Genomic DNA, 18,085 nt, shown 5'->3' on the forward strand with positions numbered 1-18,085 from the left:
CCCATGTAGTGCGCCGGCAGCGCATCCGAGACTCCTTGCCACGACGCTCCGCATCCGGCGTTGATGGCGCCATGCAGCTCGAATGCTTCACCACCGGCGACAACCCGCCCAGGCTCGTCCCCGGCGAGCCGGACCGGCCGTGGATGGACGCCTTTGGCGGGCGCACGCCCTACCGCTGCCTGCCGCTGACCATGGCCAACACCACCGGCTGGCAGATCCTCTGCCCCTTCGGCTTCACCGCCGAGTGGAACGGCGGCGACGCCACCACCGACATCGCGATCGTCCCGGACAAACCGGGGCAGGAGACCGCCGGCTTCGTCATGTCGCACTTCGCCTATGCGACGCTCACCTTCCACACCGGCTACCTGTTCCGAACCCCGCCGGGCTGGGCGCTCTCGGTGTCGGGACCACCCAACCACATCAAGCATGGCATCCAGGCCCTGGACGGGCTGGTGGAGACCGACTGGCTGCCGTTCCCCTTCACGATGAACTGGCTGTTCACGGCGCCCGGCCGGGTGCGGTTCGAGAAGGACGAGCCCTTCTGCTTCATCAATGTGGTCGAGCACAGCCGGGCGGACGCCGTCGTCCCGGTGGTCCGCACCCTCGACTCCGAGCCGGACCTCAAGGCGCAGTACGAGGCCTGGTCGACCTCACGCAGCGAGTTCAATCGCAAGCTCAACGAGGGCGACGCGGAGACGCTTAAGGAATCCTGGCAACGCCACTACTTCCGCGGCGCGCCTCCCGAACGCGGCGGCCCGGCGCCGGCGGCGCACATCAACAAGCGCAGGCTGAAAAAGCCGAAGGCAGAATAAGCGCCGGCTTCCCACAAAAGCCTCGTCATCCTCCGGTCGCCCGAAGAGGCGATCCGGGGGACCCATGCGGCCTCGCCCGTTCTGCAACTCGGCTTGGGTCCCCCGGATCAGCCTGCGGCTGCCCGGAGGATGACGATCGTGGGTCGGGCTAGCCGAGGGTCGAAATCGCCTCCACCACCGCCGCCGTCTTCTCGACGATGATCATGTGGCCGGCCTCGGGGATCGAGACCAGCTGGGCGCCGGCGATGCCCTTCTTGAAGGCGTGGGCGTAGGTGGGCGGGATCATCCGGTCCGAGTCGCCCCAGACGATCACCGTCCTGGCCTTGATCCGGTAGAGGCGCTGGCTGAGCCCACGTTCCGGGATCGGGAACAGGATCCGCCCGGCCATGCCGAGCTGGCGCGCGTTGGTCACCAGATAGGCCTGCAGGAAGCCCGGGTCCTCGACGTTGCGCCCGGCGGTCAGGATGGCCGCGCCGGCCTCGGCGTCATGGAACAGCAGCTGCGGCATCTCGAACGGCAGGGTCGAGAACATGTCGACCACCGGATGATCGTCGTCCCATAGGCCGGCCGGGGCGATCAGCGCCAGGCGCGTCAGGTCGTTCGGCGCGACGGCGGCCATCTCCGCGGCGATCATCCCGCCCATGGAGTGGCCGACCAGGATCGGGTCCTTGCACCCCAACGCTTCGACCACATCCCAACTGTGCAGGGTGAAATCCAGCATGTCGCGGATCTCGGGCGCTTCCTCCGAGTCGCCGTAGCCCGGGATCAGCGGGGCGTAGACGTGGTGCTTGGCGGCGAGGGCGTTCAGGAACGGATCCTCGGCCGTCACCCCGCCGGCGCCGTGCAGGAAGACGAGATCGGGGCCTGAGCCGCCCTCGAAATAGCGGACCGGAACGTGGGCCGTCTGGACGGTCTTGAGCTCGATCATTCCCCCGCCTCCAGAGCATAGGTCTTGCGGAGATCGGCGGCGCTCGGCGCTTCCTTCGGCAGCCGCCCGGCGGTCACCCGCTTGTCCAGCGGCGTGGTCCAGAAGCGGTTGTCGTCGGCCCAATCGGGGAACATGCCGCGCAGCTTCGGCATCACCTTCTCGGCGAACAGCTTCGTGGAATACATGCACTTGTCGGCCGGCATGTTCCCCACGTGCATCAGGCAGAAGATGTTGCCGACGTTGAGGCCCTTGCAGAGCGCCTCCATCCGCTGGCGCACCGTCTCCGGCGACCCGGCGATCACGTGGCCGCCCTCCACCAGATCCTTCCAGCTCAGCGTCGCATAGCCGCCGCGCGGCGGGGCGTACTGGCTGAGCGCGCCCGACTGGATGGTCTTGATGGTGCGGTAGCCGGGCGCGTCGGCGAAGCCCGGATAGACGTGCAGGCAGCGGTTGTAGAAATAGCTGACGTGCTCGGCATAGAGCCGCTCGGCCTCTTCATCGGTGTCGGCCACCAGGATCGTCTGGGCGAAGCCGGCGCGATAGGGGCTCTTGTCGACCCCGCGCTCTTCCACCCGCTTCCAGTAGCCGCTCATCAGCGCCTGGGCCCGCAGGTAGCCGGAGAAGCTGAGGTAGGAGTAGCTATAGGTGTTGTCGATGCAGAAGTCGTAGGTCTCCACCGATCCGCCGCCGGGGATATGCACCGGCGGATGCGGCTGTTGGATCGGGCGCGGCCAGATGTTGACGTGCCGCAGCTTCGAGTAGCGGCCGTTCCAGGCGAAGGGCTCGCGCGTCGTCCAGGCCTTGATGATCAGGTCGTGGGCTTCCTGATATTTCTCCCGCGTCAGGCCGGGGATCTGGCCGTAGCAATAATTGGTGTCCATCGAGGTCCCGACTGGGAACCCCGCCACCAGCCGCCCGCCGGAAATGCAGTCCAGCATGGCGAACTCCTCGGCCACGCGGATCGGCGGGTTGTAGAGCGCGATGGAATTGCCCAGCACCACGATGGCCGCGTCCTTCGTGCGGCGCGCCAGGCCGGCGGCGATGATATTGGGGCTGGGCATGATGCCGTAGCCGTTCTGATGGTGCTCGTTCACCCCCACGCCGTCGAAGCCCAGGGCGTCGGCGTATTCCAGCAGGTCCATGTAGGTGTTGTAGACCTCGTGGCTCTTGGCCGGGTCGAACAGCTTCTGGTCGATATCCACCCAGACCGAGCGGTTCTTCTCCCGGAAGTCGTCCGGCAGATAGGGCCACGGCATCAGGTTGAACCAGGTGAACTTCATGGGCCATCCTCCGGACGCCGCCCCACGAACCCAATCCGCTATGGATTGGGTTCGCCTGTTTTCCAACCTGAGCCTGACCTATGGTCAGGCTTGCTGGGCGGTCATCTGAACGACGATAACCCGGAAGCGACAGGCGCCAACCGCGATTCGACACCCATGGCCGACCCGACCCATGTCTACACCGGCTGGCTGGTCGACCCGGCTGCACGCGAGGTTTTGCTTGCCCGCATCCCGCCGCGCTATCCAGTCGTCGTGGCCCATCACGTGACGCTGAAGTTCGGCGCCGCCGCCGCGCCGCCGGCCGAAACGTTGGGCGAGATCGTCGGCGTGGCGGACGATGGCGTGGGCGTCCAGGCCTTGGTGGTGGCCATCGGCGGCGGTCCCTCGCGGCCGGATGGTGGGACCTTCCACATCACCTGGTCGCTGGCGGAAGGCCGCGAGGCGCGGGAGAGCAATGACGTCATTGCCGCGCTGGCCTGGACGCCGATTGCACCGCCGATCCCGGTCAGGTTGATCCCCAAGCCCTAAGCAGCAGTCCCGCTTGGTGAGTGCTAAGATACTGTTTTTTCGGAACCTTATCTTCGAATCATGCTTACGCTTGGGGCGTGTAGAGAGCGTTTCGGAGCAGTCGCATGCAAGCGTCACCGGAGTTCCGCAGGCAGATGGAAGGCTACGGCCTGACCACCGCCGAGATCCTCTACCGCATGCCCGACCATCCGGCGCTGCTGCAGAGCTATCTCTGGCAGGACTACGACCTGTTCCCGGAGTTTCCGCAGCTCAAGGGTTTCCTGGATTTCTGGATCCGCACCCTCGACGGCCCGCTGTTCAAGGTCACGGTGGGCCACTGCCGGCTGATCAAGCCGGCGGAGCTGCGCGCTCTGGACGGCGAATTCCGCCTGCACTGAGGCGCCTCGACATTTCTCCCGGCGCGATGGCGTGATGGCGCCAGGTCTGGGGAGACGCCGCCTCTTGCGCATGCCGTTGCTCTTGTTCGTCGTCGCGGCGCTGGCGCTGGCCGGCTGCCAGGGCAAGGTCCAGCGGCCCGCCTGTCCGGCCGGTCAGGTCTGCCTGGAGTACGGCAACGAGACCGAGCCGCTCACCCTCGATCCGCAGACCGCCAACCTGATCACCGAGGGCCGGATCATCGGCGACCTGATGGTGGGCCTGACCACCGAGGCGGCGGACGGCTCGCCGCAGCCGGGGGTGGCGCAGTCCTGGACGACCAGCCCCGACGGCCTGACCTGGACGTTCAGGCTCCGCGACGCGAAGTGGTCGGACGGTGTTCCCCTGACCGCCGACGATTTCGTCTATTCCTATCGCCGGATCCTCGATCCGAAGACCGCCTCGATCTATGCCTACCTCGTCACGCTGCTGAAGAACGGCCAGGCGGTGAACGACGGCAAGGCGCCGCTGTCGGCGGTGGGCGTCCGGGCGATCGACGCCCACACCCTCGAACTCACCCTGGAGCATCCGGCGCCCTATCTGCCGGAACTCTTGATGCACCAGAGCTTCTATCCCGTGCCGCGGCATGTGGTGGAGAAGGCCGGCGACAGGTGGGTGACCCCAGGAACCTATGTCTCGGACGGCCCCTACACGCTCGCGGCCTGGCGGCTCGGCGACTACGTCCGTCTGGCCAAGAACCCGCAGTTCTTCGATGCGGCCCACGTCTGCGTCGACCGGATCAACTACTACCCCACCGCCGACGTGGTCTCGGCCGAGCGGCGGGTGCAGCGCGGCGAGCTGGACATCAACACCACCTTCCAGTCGAACCGGTTGCAGCACATCCAGGCGGTCATGCCGGGCTATGCGCGCCCGGCCCTGGTGCTGGCCACCTACTATCTGTCGTTCAACACCCGCGACGTGAAATCCCTGCAGGATATCCGGGTGCGCCGGGCGCTGTCGGAGGCGATCGACCGCGACTTCATCACCGGCAAGCTGCAACGGGCCGGTCAGGTCCCGGCCTACAGCTTCGTGCCGCCCGGGGTGCACAACTACGCCTATGGCGCCGCGGCGCGCTGGGCGAGCGAGCCGCTGGCCCAACGGCAGATCGAGGCCAAGGCCCTGCTGGCCCAGGCCGGCTTCACGCCCGCCCATCCGCTGAAGCTGGAGATCAAGGTCGCCAACGCCAGCGAGACCCTGCTGGTCACCGAGGCCATCCAGGCCGATTGGCGCGCCATCGGCGTCGAGGCGACGATCGCCCAGAACGAGGGCCAGATCGCCTTCGCCGCCTATCGCGACCGGGATTTCCAGGTGGGCTACATGAGCTGGTACGCCGACTTCAACGACCCGATGACCTTCTTGGGCCTGCTGAAATCCGACACCGGCGCGCAGAACTACGGCGACTATAAGAACCCCGTCTACGACGCGCTCCTGCTACAGGCCGACCATGAGGCCGACGCCGGCCGTCGCGCCCAAATCCTGAAGCGGGCCGAACAGCTGATGCTGGACGATGAGGGCATGGCGCCGGTGGGTTTCAGCGTCAGTCGCAGCCTGGTGAACCCGAGGATCACCGGCTGGGTCGACAATCCGCTGAACAACCACCGGGCCCGCTGGCTCTGCCGCCAGCGCTAGCGAGCGTTTCCCGCCTGACTTGGATCAAGTCAGGCGATCAGGAAGAGCGACTAGACAAAAGCTCTAGCCGCGGTATTCCCAGTGGCACCGGACGTGGGTGTCGTTGTGCTTGGCGATCTGGTGGCCGGCGACGGCGCCAAGGCCCGCGCCGATGATCGTTCCGCCGGTCTTGCCGCCGCCGTGCGAGAGCGCGTTGCCCGCGAGACCGCCGGCGACGGCGCCGACGACGGTGCCGGTGTTGCGCGCGCCCCGGCTGCTCACATCACGGCAGACCTTCACCCGGTGGCGTTCGGCCTGGGCGACGGTGGGGACGACGGCGCTCACGGCGAGCGCCGAGCACACCAGGGCCGCGAGAAATTTGTTGCGCACGAGATATCTCCTAAGGGTCGCGGACACGCTCGGCACTAAACCCGCCGCCACGGCAAAGGTTGCATCCGAGGCTACCCCTTATGTCGCCAAGGCGACGCTTATGCGAGCGTGGCGTCAGACCGCGGCGGGCGCTGCGGCCCAGGCGAGCGGCGCGATCTTGCCCACCACCAGCCCCCAGCAGATCACCCCGCCGAAGGCCACGGCGCCGGCGACCGCGAAGGCCCAGGTGAACTGGCCGGTGCGGTCGACGACAAAGCCGGTGACGATCGGCGCGACGATGCCCGCCAAGTTGCCAATGCAGTTCTGGAAGGCGATCCACTTGCCGCCGCCGACCTTGCCGCCCAGCGTCTGGCCGATGGCGTAGAGCGACGGCGCATTGAAGCCGAAGGCGACGCCGGCCAGGAACAGGCTGGCGGTGGCCACAGGCGCGCTGCCCAACATGCAGCCCAGCATGGCGATTGCGATGGTCGCGTGGCCGCTGACGATGATGGTCTTGCGCACCAGGGTTACCGATCCGCCCGCCGCCAGCCAGCGGTCCGATAGCCAGCCGGCGACCATCGAGCTGGCCGCGTAGGTGACGTAGATCAGCCCGCCCAGCTCGGCCATCTGCGGCACGGTGAAGCCGCGGGCCTTCACCAGGTAGAGCGGCAGCCAGGAGATCACGAAATAGAAGGCGTAGTTGTTGCAGAAATGGCCGATCCCGGCGCCCCACGCCTCGCGTTTCCTAAGGATTTCGCGGAACGGCGGGGCGCGGTCGATCCTCGGCGCGTCGTCGTGGGCCTTGGACAGGTGGCGCGTCGAGGCGAGCCACGGCCAGAGCCACAAGAGCGAGGCGAGGCCGAAGAACAGGAACAGGTTCCGCCAGCCGTAGTGGGCCATGAAGAGGCCGCCCGCGAAGGTGCCGAACGCAGGCCCCAGCGACAGGCCCATGGCCGTCAGGCCGTTGGCCACGCCCAGGCGGTGTTGCGGCAGGTGCTGGGCGATCAGCTGCGACGAGCAGGGGAAGGCCACGCTCTCGCCGACCCCCAGTAGCAGGCGCAGCGCGATCAGCATCGAAAAGCCGCTCGCCACGCCGGTCAGCGCGGTGGCGATCGACCAGAGCGCCAGGCCCAGCGCATAGGTGCGGTAGGCGTTGATCTTCTCGACCAGCCAGCCCGCCAGGATCTGGCCCGGCACATAGGTCCAGAAGAACACCGAGAGCAGCAGGCCGATCCTGCTGGCCGACAGATGAAGCTCGTCCTTGATCAGCGGCGCGGCGGTGGCCAGGTTTCCGCGGTCGACGTAGTTGATGAAGATCGCCAGCGCCAACAGCGCCACGACGCCGTTGCCGAACGTCACCGGCCGAGGGGCCGCCTTCAGATCGATCGCCGCCACGCCGTTCCCCCGAACTCGCCCCGCGGTCACTGAACGATGTTCCGGACCGGCTGACAAGCGAAGCGCGCGGGAGTCAGTCGGCCGCCGTCCGGTCGGTTTCGGCGTGCGCTGTGATCAGGGTGGCGGCGTCCATCTTGCGGCCCTTCTCGGCGATCTCCAGGTGGACGTGATCGGTGATGCCCAGGGGATAGCGCTGCTGCAAGCTGTGGGCGTGGCCGATCGGCTGGCCCACCGCCACCGCGTCGCCCACCGCCACATCCGGATCGACGTAGAAGGCGCGCGCCGTCAGGTGCAGGGCGGGGTTTTCGATCTCGACGAACTTCAGCGTCTGGTCGTCGGGGTAGGCGAGGCCGATCTTCGAGACATAGCCGCTGATCGGCGCGGCCACGCTCTGACCGGCGGTGGCGACGTAGTCGACGCCTTCGTGCTCGCGCTCGCCGCCGTCGCGCGAGGCATGGAAGCGGCCCTCGCCATAGGCGTCCTCGCCGCGCGGCGCCTGGCCGGTGGGATTGGCGATGTCGGCCTGGCCGTCGCCGTCGAGGTCCGCGCCTTCCCAGACCAGGCGGGTCCTGACGGTCAGCTGGGCCGGCGAGGAACCGGAGGTCAGGCTGGCGGCGAGGGTATGTGGGCCCGGACCGTGGCTCTCGGCGCGCACCGCGGCCTCGGCGATGCCCAGTGAAATGGCGGCGGACAGGACGGCGACAGCCAGAACAGCCAAGCTTCTCGGCGGTGAATCGCGCTTTTCGACGAGTCGATTAAGCTTAGCCGGAAGCACGCCTGGAACTTTCATCGCCGGATACACATTCCAATGCCGAGGGGAGCCGTTTCAGTGCGGCGTCACGACATCGATCGGGACGGACGCGCTGCTACACATCCTGAAATCATCAGAATTTGACTGCGATGTGGCGGTGGAGCGCGCTGCTTCAGGATGCGCCCAGCGTCCGCTCCACCCGGCGGTCGGGAATGAACCAGACGGCGGCCACGATCACATAGATCGCCACCGAGGCGATCGGCTGGACGAAGGCCAGCACCAGGGCGGCGGCGTAGGCGACGAGCGAGACCTTGCCTTTGAAATCGCGGCCCATGGCCTGCGCCAGGGCCGAGTCCGGCCCCTCGTGGCGGATCAGCATCGTCATCAGCATGGTGTAGGCCAACGCGTTCATGATCAGCACGCCGCCATAGAGCGCCACCGGACCGGCCGAGAGCTGATTCTCGCCCATCCAGGCCGTGGCGAAGGGCACCAGCGAGAGCCAGAGCAGCAGATACATGTTGGCCCACAGGATCGGCCCGGTGACCGTCCGGCAGAGGGTCAGCATATGGTGGTGGTTGTTCCAGTAGATGCCGACGTAGATGAAGCTCAGCACATAGCTGAGGAACACCGGCAGGATGGAGATAAGGTCGGTCAGCGCCGTCCCGTGCGGAACCTTCAGCTCCAGCACCATGATGGTGATGATGATCGCCACCACCCCATCGGTGAACGCCGTCAGCCGTTCCTTGCCCATCGCTGAAGTTCTCCCCGACCTGCAGCCGACCTTAGGGCTTGAGCCGCGCCGCCGTCATCCTCGGCGCTGTCCCGGCTCCGGCGCGGCGGCTATCCTGGGGGAACTGGCCAGGTGAAGGTGCGAGTGAGACCCAGGTGACGCGAAACGCGAAGATCGTCCCCGTCGCCTGGATCCAGGACGGCTGGATCTACAGCAGCCAGTCCGAGCAGAACGGCAAGTTCTGGATCGCTGACAACTGGATCTGGGGCCCGGACGGCGCGGCCGACATGGACACCCAGCATTGGGTTGCGGGCGGCTGGATCTGGGGCCCGGTCGGCGCCCCCAGCGTGGAAACGGGCTTCTATATCGCTGAAGGCTGGATCTATGGGCCGGGGTTCAGGCTGCCGTTCGCCTGAGGTGGGGATCACGGCGGTGAAACTTATTTCACTGGCTCGCCTCTGATCGAGCGATAGTTTTCAGGCCGCTCGACGGCCTCGCTCGCCGATTGAGTCACCTCAGACCGGCGGCGCGATCATGCCCAAACCTGCCAAACTCTCATCCCTATCAGGCGGTCGCGTCGCGGCCGGCCTGTTGATCGGCGTTGTCTCCATCGCCGCGATTGCGGGCTGCGCCACCGCGGGCCCCTATAACCCCCTGCGCCTGGCTCCCGCGCAGCTGGCGCAGGTGCATCAGATCTGCCGCTCGGTCATGGGCATTCCGGATGGACTTGGCCTCTCCGCCGATTGCGTCGCCAACCTTTCGAGCTCCGCCGTGACCCTGAGCCAGGGCCGCGCCCATGGCGTGGCGCTGGACGAGGCCCGTCGCGCCTGCCTCGGCAAGGGGCTGGCCGCCGGCGACCCCGGCCTTCCGGTCTGCGAACTGTCGACGGTCTCCGACCACGGGGCGCCCGCGGCCGACGCCGCGATCGCGCGGATCGACACCGCGGGCCTGACGCCGCCCGCTAGGTCCTATTTCAACGCCTCCTTCGACGAGGTCCGCCGGCGCGAACAGATGGCCTGCGCGCGCGTGGGGTACGATCCGATCAACGGCAGTTTCGCGAAATGCGTGGCCAGCCTGGATTCGGCCCTCTTCGCGTCACAGCATGTCATGCAATGAGCCCCGGCGACCGCGCATGGGGCAGGAGGCCACCGCCGCGTCATGCATGTCCTCGACATCGCCAGCCTCAGATTCGGCTAGGCCATGCCTAGAATCCTGGTGATCGAGGACGATCCGCAGACCGCCGAAGAGATCACGGCCTGCCTGGCCGCCAGCGGGTTCGAGTCACTGAGGCGGTTCGACGGGCCGGCCGGGCTGGAAGCGGCCATGACCGAGCAATTCGACGCGATCACGCTCGACCGCATGTTGCCGGGCCTCGACGGTCTGGCTCTGATCAAGGCCCTGCGCGATGCGGGCTCGGACGCCCCGGTCCTGATGGTCAGCGCGCTCAGCGATGTGGACGACCGTGTCGACGGCCTGCGCGCCGGCGGCGACGACTATCTGATCAAGCCGTTCGCGCCCAAGGAGCTGGTCGCGCGCCTGGAGGTGCTGCTGCGCCGCCACCGCACCTCGGGCGCCGAAGTGCGCCTGCGCGTCGCCGACCTGGAACTGGACCTGGTCAAGCACGAGGCGGTCCGCGGCGAGCGGCGCATCGAGCTCCTGCCCATGGAGTTCCAGCTTCTGGAATTCATGATGCGCAACGCCGGCCAGCTGCTTACAAGGCGTATGATCTTCGAGAAGGTCTGGGAGTACTATTTCGACCCCGGCACCAATCTGATCAACGTCCATGTCGGCAAGTTGCGCAGGAAGATCGACGGCCCCGGCCTCCTGCCTCTGATCCGCACCGAGCGGGGCCAGGGCTATATGCTGTATGCGCCTTAGCGAGGTCTGGCGGACTTCGACCTTCCGGCTCTCGCTGCTTTACGGCCTGCTGTTCACGGTCGGCGCCGTCGCCCTCCTGGCCCTCGTCTATGTGCGCTCGGCTGTCTATCTGACTCAGCGGGTCGACCGGATCCTCGACGCCCAGGCCAGCGCCGAGATGACCCTGCCGCCCTCGGCGCTGCGCCAGACCATCAACGACGCCCTGCTCGTCAACGGCCGGGCCAGCGTCTTCGCGCTGTTCGCCGCCGACGGATCGAAGATCACCGGCAACCTGCGCGTCTTGCCCGCGGCCCTGCAGCCGGGCGGACGGCCGATCGAGGCGGCGGCCTCCGCCGACTTCCCGGCGGCGACCCGCCTGCTCGCCCGCCGCCTGCCGTCGGGCGAGGTGCTGGTGGTGGGGCGCGATATCAGCCAACTGCGGGAAATCCGGCGGATCATCGCCTCGGCCTTGATCTGGAGCGGGGTCCTCATCGTCGTCGCGGGCCTCGCCTGCGGCGTCGCGCTGAGCCTCGGCCCGTTGCGGCGGCTGCGGCTGCTGCAGGCGGCGAGCCACGACATCGCCGCCGGGGACTTGCGACGGCGCATGCCCTTCAGCGGCCAGGGCGACGAGCTCGACATGTTCGCGGGCACGGTGAACTACATGCTGGGCGAGGTCGAACGGCTGATGGCCGAGGTGAAGACCTCCAGCGACACCATCGCCCACGACCTGCGTACGCCGCTGACCCGCGCCCGCGCCCAGCTTCACCGGTTGGCGCAATCCCCCAAGGTCGATCCCGCCGACATCGGTCGCGTCACCGCCGAGCTCGACGAGGTGCTGGAGCGATTCATCGCCATCCTGCGCATCTCCGAGCTTGAGACCCGCGCGCGCAGCGCCGGTTTCACGGCGACCGAGCTGGGCAGGATCCTCGAGCAGGCCGGTGAGCTCTACCAGCCGCTCGCGGAGGAGGCCGGCGTGCAGCTGTCGGTTTCGGCGCCGCACCCCGCCATCGTCGAGGCGGATCCCAAGCTGCTGTTCGAGGCGGTGAGCAACCTGCTCGACAACGCCATCAAGTTCACCGGCGAGGGCGGCCGGGTCCGTCTGGAGCTGGAGGCCGGCGGCGCTGGGCCGCGGATCATCGTGCAGGACAATGGCCCGGGCGTGCCGCCCGGCGAACGCACGGCAGTGTTGCAACGTTTCTACCGCAGCGAGCGGGACCGGCTGACGCCAGGCTCGGGCCTGGGCCTGAGCATCGTCGCGGCGATCGTGCGGCTGCATCGCTTCCGGCTGGAACTGCAGGAATCCGAGCCTGGATTGCGGGTGGTCATCGAGTGTCGACCGTCGTACTAAGCCTCTGTTTTAGAGAAGTAATTTACGCCGCTCAGCGGTGAAATTTTATTCACTCGATCAGGGCGTCCGTCCCACTAGGTTCCGCAGCATATCAGACCCTTGGCCAGCGGACCCCTCCGCTGGCGGGGATCGATGTGTCCAAGCGCGGAGTTTCCTGGATGCTGGCGATCGTGCGGCTCGCTTTACGGCGTCCCTACACTTTCGTCGTGCTGGCGATCCTGATCCTGCTGCTGGGCCCGCTGGCGGCCCTGCGCACGCCCACTGACATCTTCCCGGAAATCCGCATCCCGGTGATCGCGGTGGTCTGGACCTATCGCGGCCTGCCGCCCGACGACATGTCCGGCCGGGTGATCTACTACTACGAGCGGTAGCTCTCCTCGTCGGTCAACGACATCGAGCATATCGAGAGCCAGTCGTTGCCCGGCATCGGCATTGTGAAGATCTTCTTCCAGCCGACGGTCGATATCCGCACCGCCACCGCCCAGGTGACCTCGCTGTCGCAGACGGTGCTGAAGCAGCTGCCGCCTGGCATCACCCCGCCGCAGATCCTCAACTACAACGCCTCCACCGTCCCCATCCTGCAGCTCGCCCTGTCCAGCCCGACGATGGGCGAGCAGGCGCTGTTCGACACCGGCCAGAACCTGATCCGCCCGGCGCTGGCGTCGGTGGCCGGCACCTCGATCCCCTCGCCCTACGGCGGCAAGGAACGCCAGATCCAGATCGACCTCGATCCGACCGCCCTGCAGTCCAAGGGCCTGTCGGCGCAGGATGTGGCCAATGCGCTCGCCGCCCAGAACCAGATCATCCCGGCGGGCACGGCCAAGGTCGGGTCCTTCGAATATTTCGTGAAACTCAACAACAGCCCCGAGGCGGTCGACGCCCTGAACGACCTGCCGATCAAGTCCGTGGACGGCGCCACCATCTACATCCGCGACGTCGCCCACGTCCGCGACGGCTATCCGCCGCAGCGTAACGAGGTGCGCGTGGACGGCCGCCGCTCGGTGCTGATGAGCGTCTTGAAGAGCGGCTCGGCCTCGACGCTGTCGATCATCTCCGGGGTGAAGGCGCTGCTGCCCAAGCTGCAGGCCGCGCTGCCGCCGTCGCTGCATATCGCGCTCCTCAACGACCAGTCCCTGTTCGTGAAGGCGGCGATCTCCGGCGTCGTGAAGGAGGGCGTGGTCGCCGCGGCGCTCACCAGCCTGATGATCCTGCTGTTCCTGGGGTCCTGGCGCTCGACGGTGATCATCGCCACCTCGATCCCGCTGGCGATCCTGTCGTCGATCGCCGCGCTGTCGGCGCTGGGCCAGACCCTGAACATCATGACGCTGGGCGGCCTGGCGCTCGCCGTCGGCATCCTGGTCGACGACGCCACGGTTACGATCGAGAACATCAACTGGCATCTGGAGCAGGGCAAGGACGTCCGGACGGCCATCCTCGACGGGGCCGCGCAGATCGTCACCCCGGCCTTCGTCTCGCTGCTCTGCATCTGCATCGTCTTCGTGCCGATGTTCTTCCTGCAGGGTGTGGCGGGCTTCCTCTTCGTGCCCATGGCCGAGGCGGTGATGTTCGCGATGATCGCCTCGTTCATCCTGTCGCGGACCCTGGTCCCAACCATGGCCATGTACCTGCTGAAGCCGCACCACGGCGGCCATGCGGAATATCTGATGGAGTCGCACGGCGGCGCGGCGGCCAGGGGTTCGCGCAATCCGCTGGTCCGCTTCCAGCACGCCTTCGAGGCGCGCTTCTCCAAGGTCCGCGAGAGCTACCGCGGCGTCCTGGCCCTGGCGCTGAGCCGCCGGCCCAGGTTCCTGATCGGCTTCATGGCCGTCGTCCTGGCCTCGTTCTTGCTGATGCCGATGCTCGGCTCCAACTTCTTCCCGAACATCGATTCCGGGGCGATGATCCTGCACGTCCGCGCCCCGGTCGGCACCCGCATCGAAGATACCGCCGCCGAGTTCGACCGCGTCGAGCAGGCCGTCCGCCAGATCGTTCCGCCGGACCAGCTCGAGACCATCGTCGACAACATCGGCCTGCCGGTCAGCGGCATCAATCGGGCCTATTCCAACACCGGCGGCATCGGCCCGCAGGACGGCGACATCTACATCACGCTCACCCACAAGCACCGCCCGACCGCGGACTTCATGGCGCAGCTGCGCCGCGAGCTGCCGCAGCGTTTCCCGGGCTCGGTGTTCTCCTTCCTGCCCGCCGACATCATCAGCCAGATCCTGAACTTCGGCGCGCCGGCCCCCATCGATGTCCAGGTGGCTGGGCCGGACCGCGCGGCCAACGAGGCCTACGCCGGGGAGCTCCTGCAAAAGCTGCGCGCCATCCCCGGCCTGGCCGACGTGCGCCTGCAGCAGTCGACCCACTATCCGCAGCTCAACGTCGCCGTCGACCGCTCGCAGGCCGACAGGCTGGGCCTGAGCGAGCGTGACGTCACCAACACCATGGTCACCTCGCTGGCCGGCAGCTTCCAGACCTCGCCGGCCTTCTGGCTGAACCCCAAGAACGGCGTCTCCTACCCGATCGTCATCCAGAGCCCGCAACAGGACGTCAATTCGCTGTCCAAGCTGGAGAACATGCCGCTGAGCTCTGGCAAGCCGGGCGACCTGCAGATCCTGGGCGGGGTGGCGACGCTGAACCGCGGCGAGGCCGATGCGGTGGTCTCGCACTACGCGATCCAGCCCTCGTTCGACATCTACGCGACGACCCAGGGCCGCGATCTCGGCGGCGTGGCGGCGGAGATCCGCAAGGTCCTGAAGGAGACCGCCAAGGATGCGCCGAACGGCGCCACCATCAGCCTGCGCGGCCAGGTCGGCACTATGGACGCCGCCTTCACTGGCCTGGGCCTCGGCCTCGTGGGCGCGATCGTGCTGATCTACCTGCTGATCGTCGTGAACTTCCAGTCCTGGGCGGACCCGTTCGTGATCATCACGGCCCTGCCCGCGGCCTTGGCCGGCATCGTCTGGATGCTGTTCATCACCGGCACGCCGCTGTCGGTGCCGGCGCTGACCGGGGCGATCATGTGCATGGGCGTGGCCACGGCGAACTCGATCCTGGTGGTCAGCTTCGCCCGTGAGCGGCTGGCCGCCACCGGCGACGGCCTGGTGGCCGCGCTGGAGGCCGGCTTCACCCGCTTCCGGCCCGTCCTGATGACGGCGCTGGCGATGATCATCGGCATGGCGCCCATGGCCTTGGGGCTCGGCGAAGGCGGCGAGCAGAACGCGCCCCTGGGCCGCGCGGTGATCGGCGGGCTGATGTTCGCCACCGTCGCCAGCCTGCTGTTCGTGCCCGTCGTCTTCAGCCTCGTCCACCGCAAGGCCGCCGCCGCGGCGCCGAATCCCGCCCCGGACCACAACCCCGATCCAGGAGAAGCCTATGCCGTCTGACCCGCCAGCGCGTCCCGCCGGCGAAGCGGCTGCGAACGACCACTACACGCCCGAGGTGCTGCATCGCGGCGCCCAGCGTTGGCTGAAGCCGGCGGGCGTCGCAGCCGTCGCGATCGCCGCCCTCGCGGTGATCGGCGGCGTCATTACCCGCGGCGTCGCCAGCGCCAGCCTGAAGACTACGGCCGCCGTCTCGGCGATCCCGACCGTCGAGCTGATCGCGCCCGCTGCCGACACCGCCGCCGAGCCCCTGGTGCTGCCCGCCGACGTCCAGGCCAACGACGTCGCCGCCATCCATCCGCGGGTCAGCGGCTACATCCGCAAGTGGGACGTGGACATCGGCGCCCATGTGAAGACCGGCCAACTGCTCGCCGACATCGACACCCCGGACCTCGACCAGCAACTCGCCCAGGCCAAGGCGGCGCTGGCCACCGCCACCGCCAAGCAGGGCGTCGCCAAGACCTCCGCCGACCGCTGGGCCCGCCTGCTGGCCAAGAACGCCGTCTCCCAGCAGGAGACCGACGAGAAGACCGGCGACTTCGTCGAGCGCAGCGCCGACGTGCAGGCCGCCAAGGCCGACGTCGACCGCCTGCAGGCCCTGGAATCCTTCAAGCGGATCGTCGCGCCCTTCGATGGCGTGGTGACGGCGCGCACCGCCCACGTCGGCGCCCTGGTCGCCGCCGGGACCCCCAACGACCCGGGCCTCTTCACCGTCGCCGACGTCCATCGCCTGCGCATCTATGTCCACGTGCCGCAGGCCTATTCCTCCCAGCTCACGCCGGGCATGGAGGCCAGCGTCACCGTTCCGGAATTCCCCGGCCGCGTGTTCAACGCAAAGCTCGCCAGCACCTCGGAGGCGGTCGGGGCCCAGTCCGGCGCGCTCACCGCCGAGCTGCAGATCGACAATCCGGACCAGGCGTTGAAGCCCGGCGACTACGCCCAGGCGACCTTCAAGCTCGCGCCTTCCGCGCAAGGGACCCTGCGCCTGCCCGCGAGCGCGCTGATGTTCCGGCAGAAGGGCATGGCGGTCGGCGTCGTCGACGCCCAGGGCCGCGCCCACCTGCGCTACATCACCATCCGCCACGACCTCGGCGCCAGCGTCGAGATCGCCACCGGCCTGAGCCCTGGCGAGCGCGTGATCAACAACCCGCCGGACTCCCTGGAAGACGGCGAGAAGGTGCGCGTCGCCGCGCCGGCCAAGGCCGGCCGGGGATGAGGCCACTGCGCACAGCCCTGGCTTTGACAGCGGCGGCCGGGCTGGCTGCCTGTTCGCTTGCCCCGGACTACCGCCCGCCCGCCGTGACCGTGCCGACCGCCTTCAAGGAGACCGGCCCCTGGACCCAGGCGACCCCCGCCGACCAGCTGCGCCGCGGCGCCTGGTGGCAGGGCTATGGCGATCCGCTGCTCGACCGCTACGAAACCCAGCTTGAGACCGAGAGCCCGACCCTGGCCGAGGCGGTGGCGCGCTATGACACCGCCCGCGCGCTGGCCCGCCAGGCCGACGCCGCGTCGCTGCCGACCCTGGGCGCCGGGGTCGAGATCACCCGCAACCGCCAGTCCAACAATCGTCCGCTGCGCGGCTCCAACCAGCCGGACATCTATTCGGGGGACACCATCGGCCTGGCCGCCGACTATGAGCTGGACCTCTGGGGCCGGGTCCGCAACCTGGTCGCCGCCGGCCGCGCCGAGGCCCAGGCCAGCGCCGCGGACCTGGAGTCGGTGCGCCTCAGCCTGCAGGCGACCCTGGCCGACGACTATGTGCGCCTGCGCAGCCTCGACGCCGAAGCGGCCCTGCTGAACGACGCGGTGGTCGCCTACGACAAGGCCTACGGCATCACCCACGACCGCTTCACCGAGGGCCTCGTCTCCGACCTCGACGTCAGCCGCGCCGAGACCCAGCTGCAGTCGACCCAGGCGCAGGTCTCCGACCTCGCCGCCCAGCGCGCCCTGGTGGAGCACGCCATCGCCAGCCTGGTCGGCACGCCGGCGTCGAGCTTCTCCATCCCAGCTGCGACCGTGGCCCTGAACCTGCCGAACACACCCACCGGCCTGCCCTCGACCCTGCTTCAGCGGCGTCCGGACGTGGCGGCGGCCGAGCGGCGCGCGGCGGCGGCCAACGCCCGCATCGGCGTGGCGCGGGCGGCCTTCTTCCCGCGCATCGACCTGGCGGCCGACGGCGGCTGGCAGAACACCGCCTTCACCAACCTGCTGGCGCCCGGCAACACCTTCTGGCTGCTGGGGCCGGAGGCGGCCCTCACCCTGTTCGACGGCGGCCTGCGCAAGGCCCGCGTCGAGGCGGCCCGCGCCCAGCTGTCCGAGGCCAGCGCCGCCTACCGCGCCCAGGTGTTGCGCGCTTTCCAGGATGTGGAGGACAGCCTGGCGGTCCTCAACAACCTGGCGGTCGAAGCCAACCACCAGTCCGCGGCGATTCTGGCCGCCAAGCGCACCGAAGACGCCGCGCTGGCCCGCTACGAGGAGGGCGCCACCAACTATCTCGACGTGGTCACGGCCCAGGCCGCCGACCTGCAGGCCCAGCGGGTCGGCATTGAGGTCGAGGACCGCCGCCTGCAGGCCAGCGTCAACCTGGTCCGCGCGCTGGGCGGCGGCTGGACCTCGAACGACCTGCCCTCCACGCGGGCCGTGGCCTCGGCGGCGCCCGACAAGCCCAAACCTCAGTAG

The 18,085-nt window shown here is 68.3% G+C and carries 16 protein-coding genes and 1 pseudogene; 11 read left to right on the plus strand and 6 right to left on the minus strand.

Annotated features, from left to right (window positions below; translation table 11 throughout):
* The first annotated feature begins 71 nt into the window (after positions 1-71).
* Positions 72-812 (plus strand): DUF6065 family protein, encoded by a 741-nt coding sequence (locus tag VHS75_RS01905; protein ID WP_329636910.1) that lies wholly within the window; start codon positions 72-74, stop codon positions 810-812.
* A gap of 148 nt (positions 813-960) precedes the next feature.
* Here the strand turns inward: VHS75_RS01905 and VHS75_RS01910 are convergent, their stop codons facing one another.
* Complete coding sequence (locus VHS75_RS01910) at positions 961-1,740, minus strand: alpha/beta fold hydrolase (protein WP_329636911.1); 780 nt, start codon at positions 1,738-1,740, stop codon at positions 961-963.
* A complete protein-coding gene (locus VHS75_RS01915; RefSeq protein ID WP_329636912.1) occupies positions 1,737-3,020 on the minus strand; it encodes an LLM class flavin-dependent oxidoreductase in 1,284 nt (427 codons plus the stop codon). The genes VHS75_RS01910 and VHS75_RS01915 overlap by 4 nt, the downstream gene beginning before the upstream one ends.
* A 156-nt stretch (positions 3,021-3,176) precedes the next feature.
* On the opposite strand from VHS75_RS01915, the gene VHS75_RS01920 reads away from it, so the two are divergent.
* The 3 genes from VHS75_RS01920 to VHS75_RS01930 all read left to right on the plus strand — a co-directional run bounded on the left by VHS75_RS01920 (position 3,177) and on the right by VHS75_RS01930 (position 5,591).
* Positions 3,177-3,548, plus strand: a complete 372-nt coding sequence (locus tag VHS75_RS01920; protein WP_329636913.1) for a hypothetical protein — start codon at positions 3,177-3,179, stop codon at positions 3,546-3,548.
* Positions 3,549-3,652: 104 nt separating this feature from the next.
* A complete protein-coding gene (locus tag VHS75_RS01925) occupies positions 3,653-3,925 on the plus strand; it encodes an usg protein (RefSeq protein WP_329636914.1) in 273 nt (90 codons plus the stop codon).
* 70 nt (positions 3,926-3,995) lie between these two features.
* Positions 3,996-5,591 (plus strand): peptide ABC transporter substrate-binding protein, encoded by a 1,596-nt coding sequence (locus VHS75_RS01930; RefSeq protein ID WP_329636938.1) that lies wholly within the window; start codon positions 3,996-3,998, stop codon positions 5,589-5,591.
* Between the two features lie 63 nt (positions 5,592-5,654).
* On the opposite strand, the gene VHS75_RS01935 is transcribed toward VHS75_RS01930, so the two are convergent.
* The 4 genes from VHS75_RS01935 to VHS75_RS01950 form a co-directional block, all read right to left on the minus strand.
* Positions 5,655-5,960 (minus strand): glycine zipper 2TM domain-containing protein, encoded by a 306-nt coding sequence (locus VHS75_RS01935; RefSeq protein WP_329636915.1) that lies wholly within the window; start codon positions 5,958-5,960, stop codon positions 5,655-5,657.
* Between the two features lie 114 nt (positions 5,961-6,074).
* A complete protein-coding gene (locus VHS75_RS01940) occupies positions 6,075-7,334 on the minus strand; it encodes an MFS transporter (RefSeq protein WP_329636916.1) in 1,260 nt (419 codons plus the stop codon).
* A 73-nt stretch (positions 7,335-7,407) separates the two neighbouring features.
* Positions 7,408-8,052, minus strand: a complete 645-nt coding sequence (locus VHS75_RS01945) for a M23 family metallopeptidase (protein WP_329636917.1) — start codon at positions 8,050-8,052, stop codon at positions 7,408-7,410.
* A gap of 205 nt (positions 8,053-8,257) precedes the next feature.
* Positions 8,258-8,836 carry a TMEM175 family protein gene (locus tag VHS75_RS01950; RefSeq protein WP_329636918.1) on the minus strand — a complete coding sequence of 193 codons (579 nt, stop codon included), beginning with the start codon at positions 8,834-8,836 and terminating at the stop codon, positions 8,258-8,260.
* Between the two features lie 134 nt (positions 8,837-8,970).
* Here VHS75_RS01950 and VHS75_RS01955 point away from each other — a divergent pair, with 134 nt between their 5' ends.
* The 7 genes and pseudogenes from VHS75_RS01955 (at position 8,971) to VHS75_RS01985 (ending at position 18,085) form a co-directional block, all read left to right on the plus strand.
* Positions 8,971-9,231, plus strand: a complete 261-nt coding sequence (locus tag VHS75_RS01955; protein WP_329636919.1) for a hypothetical protein — start codon at positions 8,971-8,973, stop codon at positions 9,229-9,231.
* A 118-nt stretch (positions 9,232-9,349) separates the two neighbouring features.
* Complete coding sequence (locus VHS75_RS01960) at positions 9,350-9,931, plus strand: hypothetical protein (RefSeq protein WP_329636920.1); 582 nt, start codon at positions 9,350-9,352, stop codon at positions 9,929-9,931.
* A gap of 84 nt (positions 9,932-10,015) precedes the next feature.
* Positions 10,016-10,693 carry a response regulator transcription factor gene (locus VHS75_RS01965; RefSeq protein ID WP_329636921.1) on the plus strand — a complete coding sequence of 226 codons (678 nt, stop codon included), beginning with the start codon at positions 10,016-10,018 and terminating at the stop codon, positions 10,691-10,693.
* Positions 10,683-12,020, plus strand: a complete 1,338-nt coding sequence (locus VHS75_RS01970) for a HAMP domain-containing sensor histidine kinase (protein ID WP_329636922.1) — start codon at positions 10,683-10,685, stop codon at positions 12,018-12,020. Before VHS75_RS01965 ends, VHS75_RS01970 begins: the two co-directional genes overlap by 11 nt.
* 158 nt (positions 12,021-12,178) lie before the next feature.
* Positions 12,179-15,409 (plus strand): annotated as a pseudogene (locus tag VHS75_RS01975) (efflux RND transporter permease subunit).
* Positions 15,399-16,622 (plus strand): efflux RND transporter periplasmic adaptor subunit, encoded by a 1,224-nt coding sequence (locus tag VHS75_RS01980; RefSeq protein ID WP_329636923.1) that lies wholly within the window; start codon positions 15,399-15,401, stop codon positions 16,620-16,622. Before VHS75_RS01975 ends, VHS75_RS01980 begins: the two are co-directional and overlap by 11 nt.
* Positions 16,619-18,085, plus strand: coding sequence for an efflux transporter outer membrane subunit (locus VHS75_RS01985; RefSeq protein WP_329636924.1), 1,467 nt, complete (start codon positions 16,619-16,621; stop codon positions 18,083-18,085). Before VHS75_RS01980 ends, VHS75_RS01985 begins: the two co-directional genes overlap by 4 nt.

The sequence above is a fragment of the Phenylobacterium sp. genome (genome assembly GCF_036264965.1).
Taxonomy (GTDB): Bacteria; Pseudomonadota; Alphaproteobacteria; order Caulobacterales; family Caulobacteraceae; genus Phenylobacterium.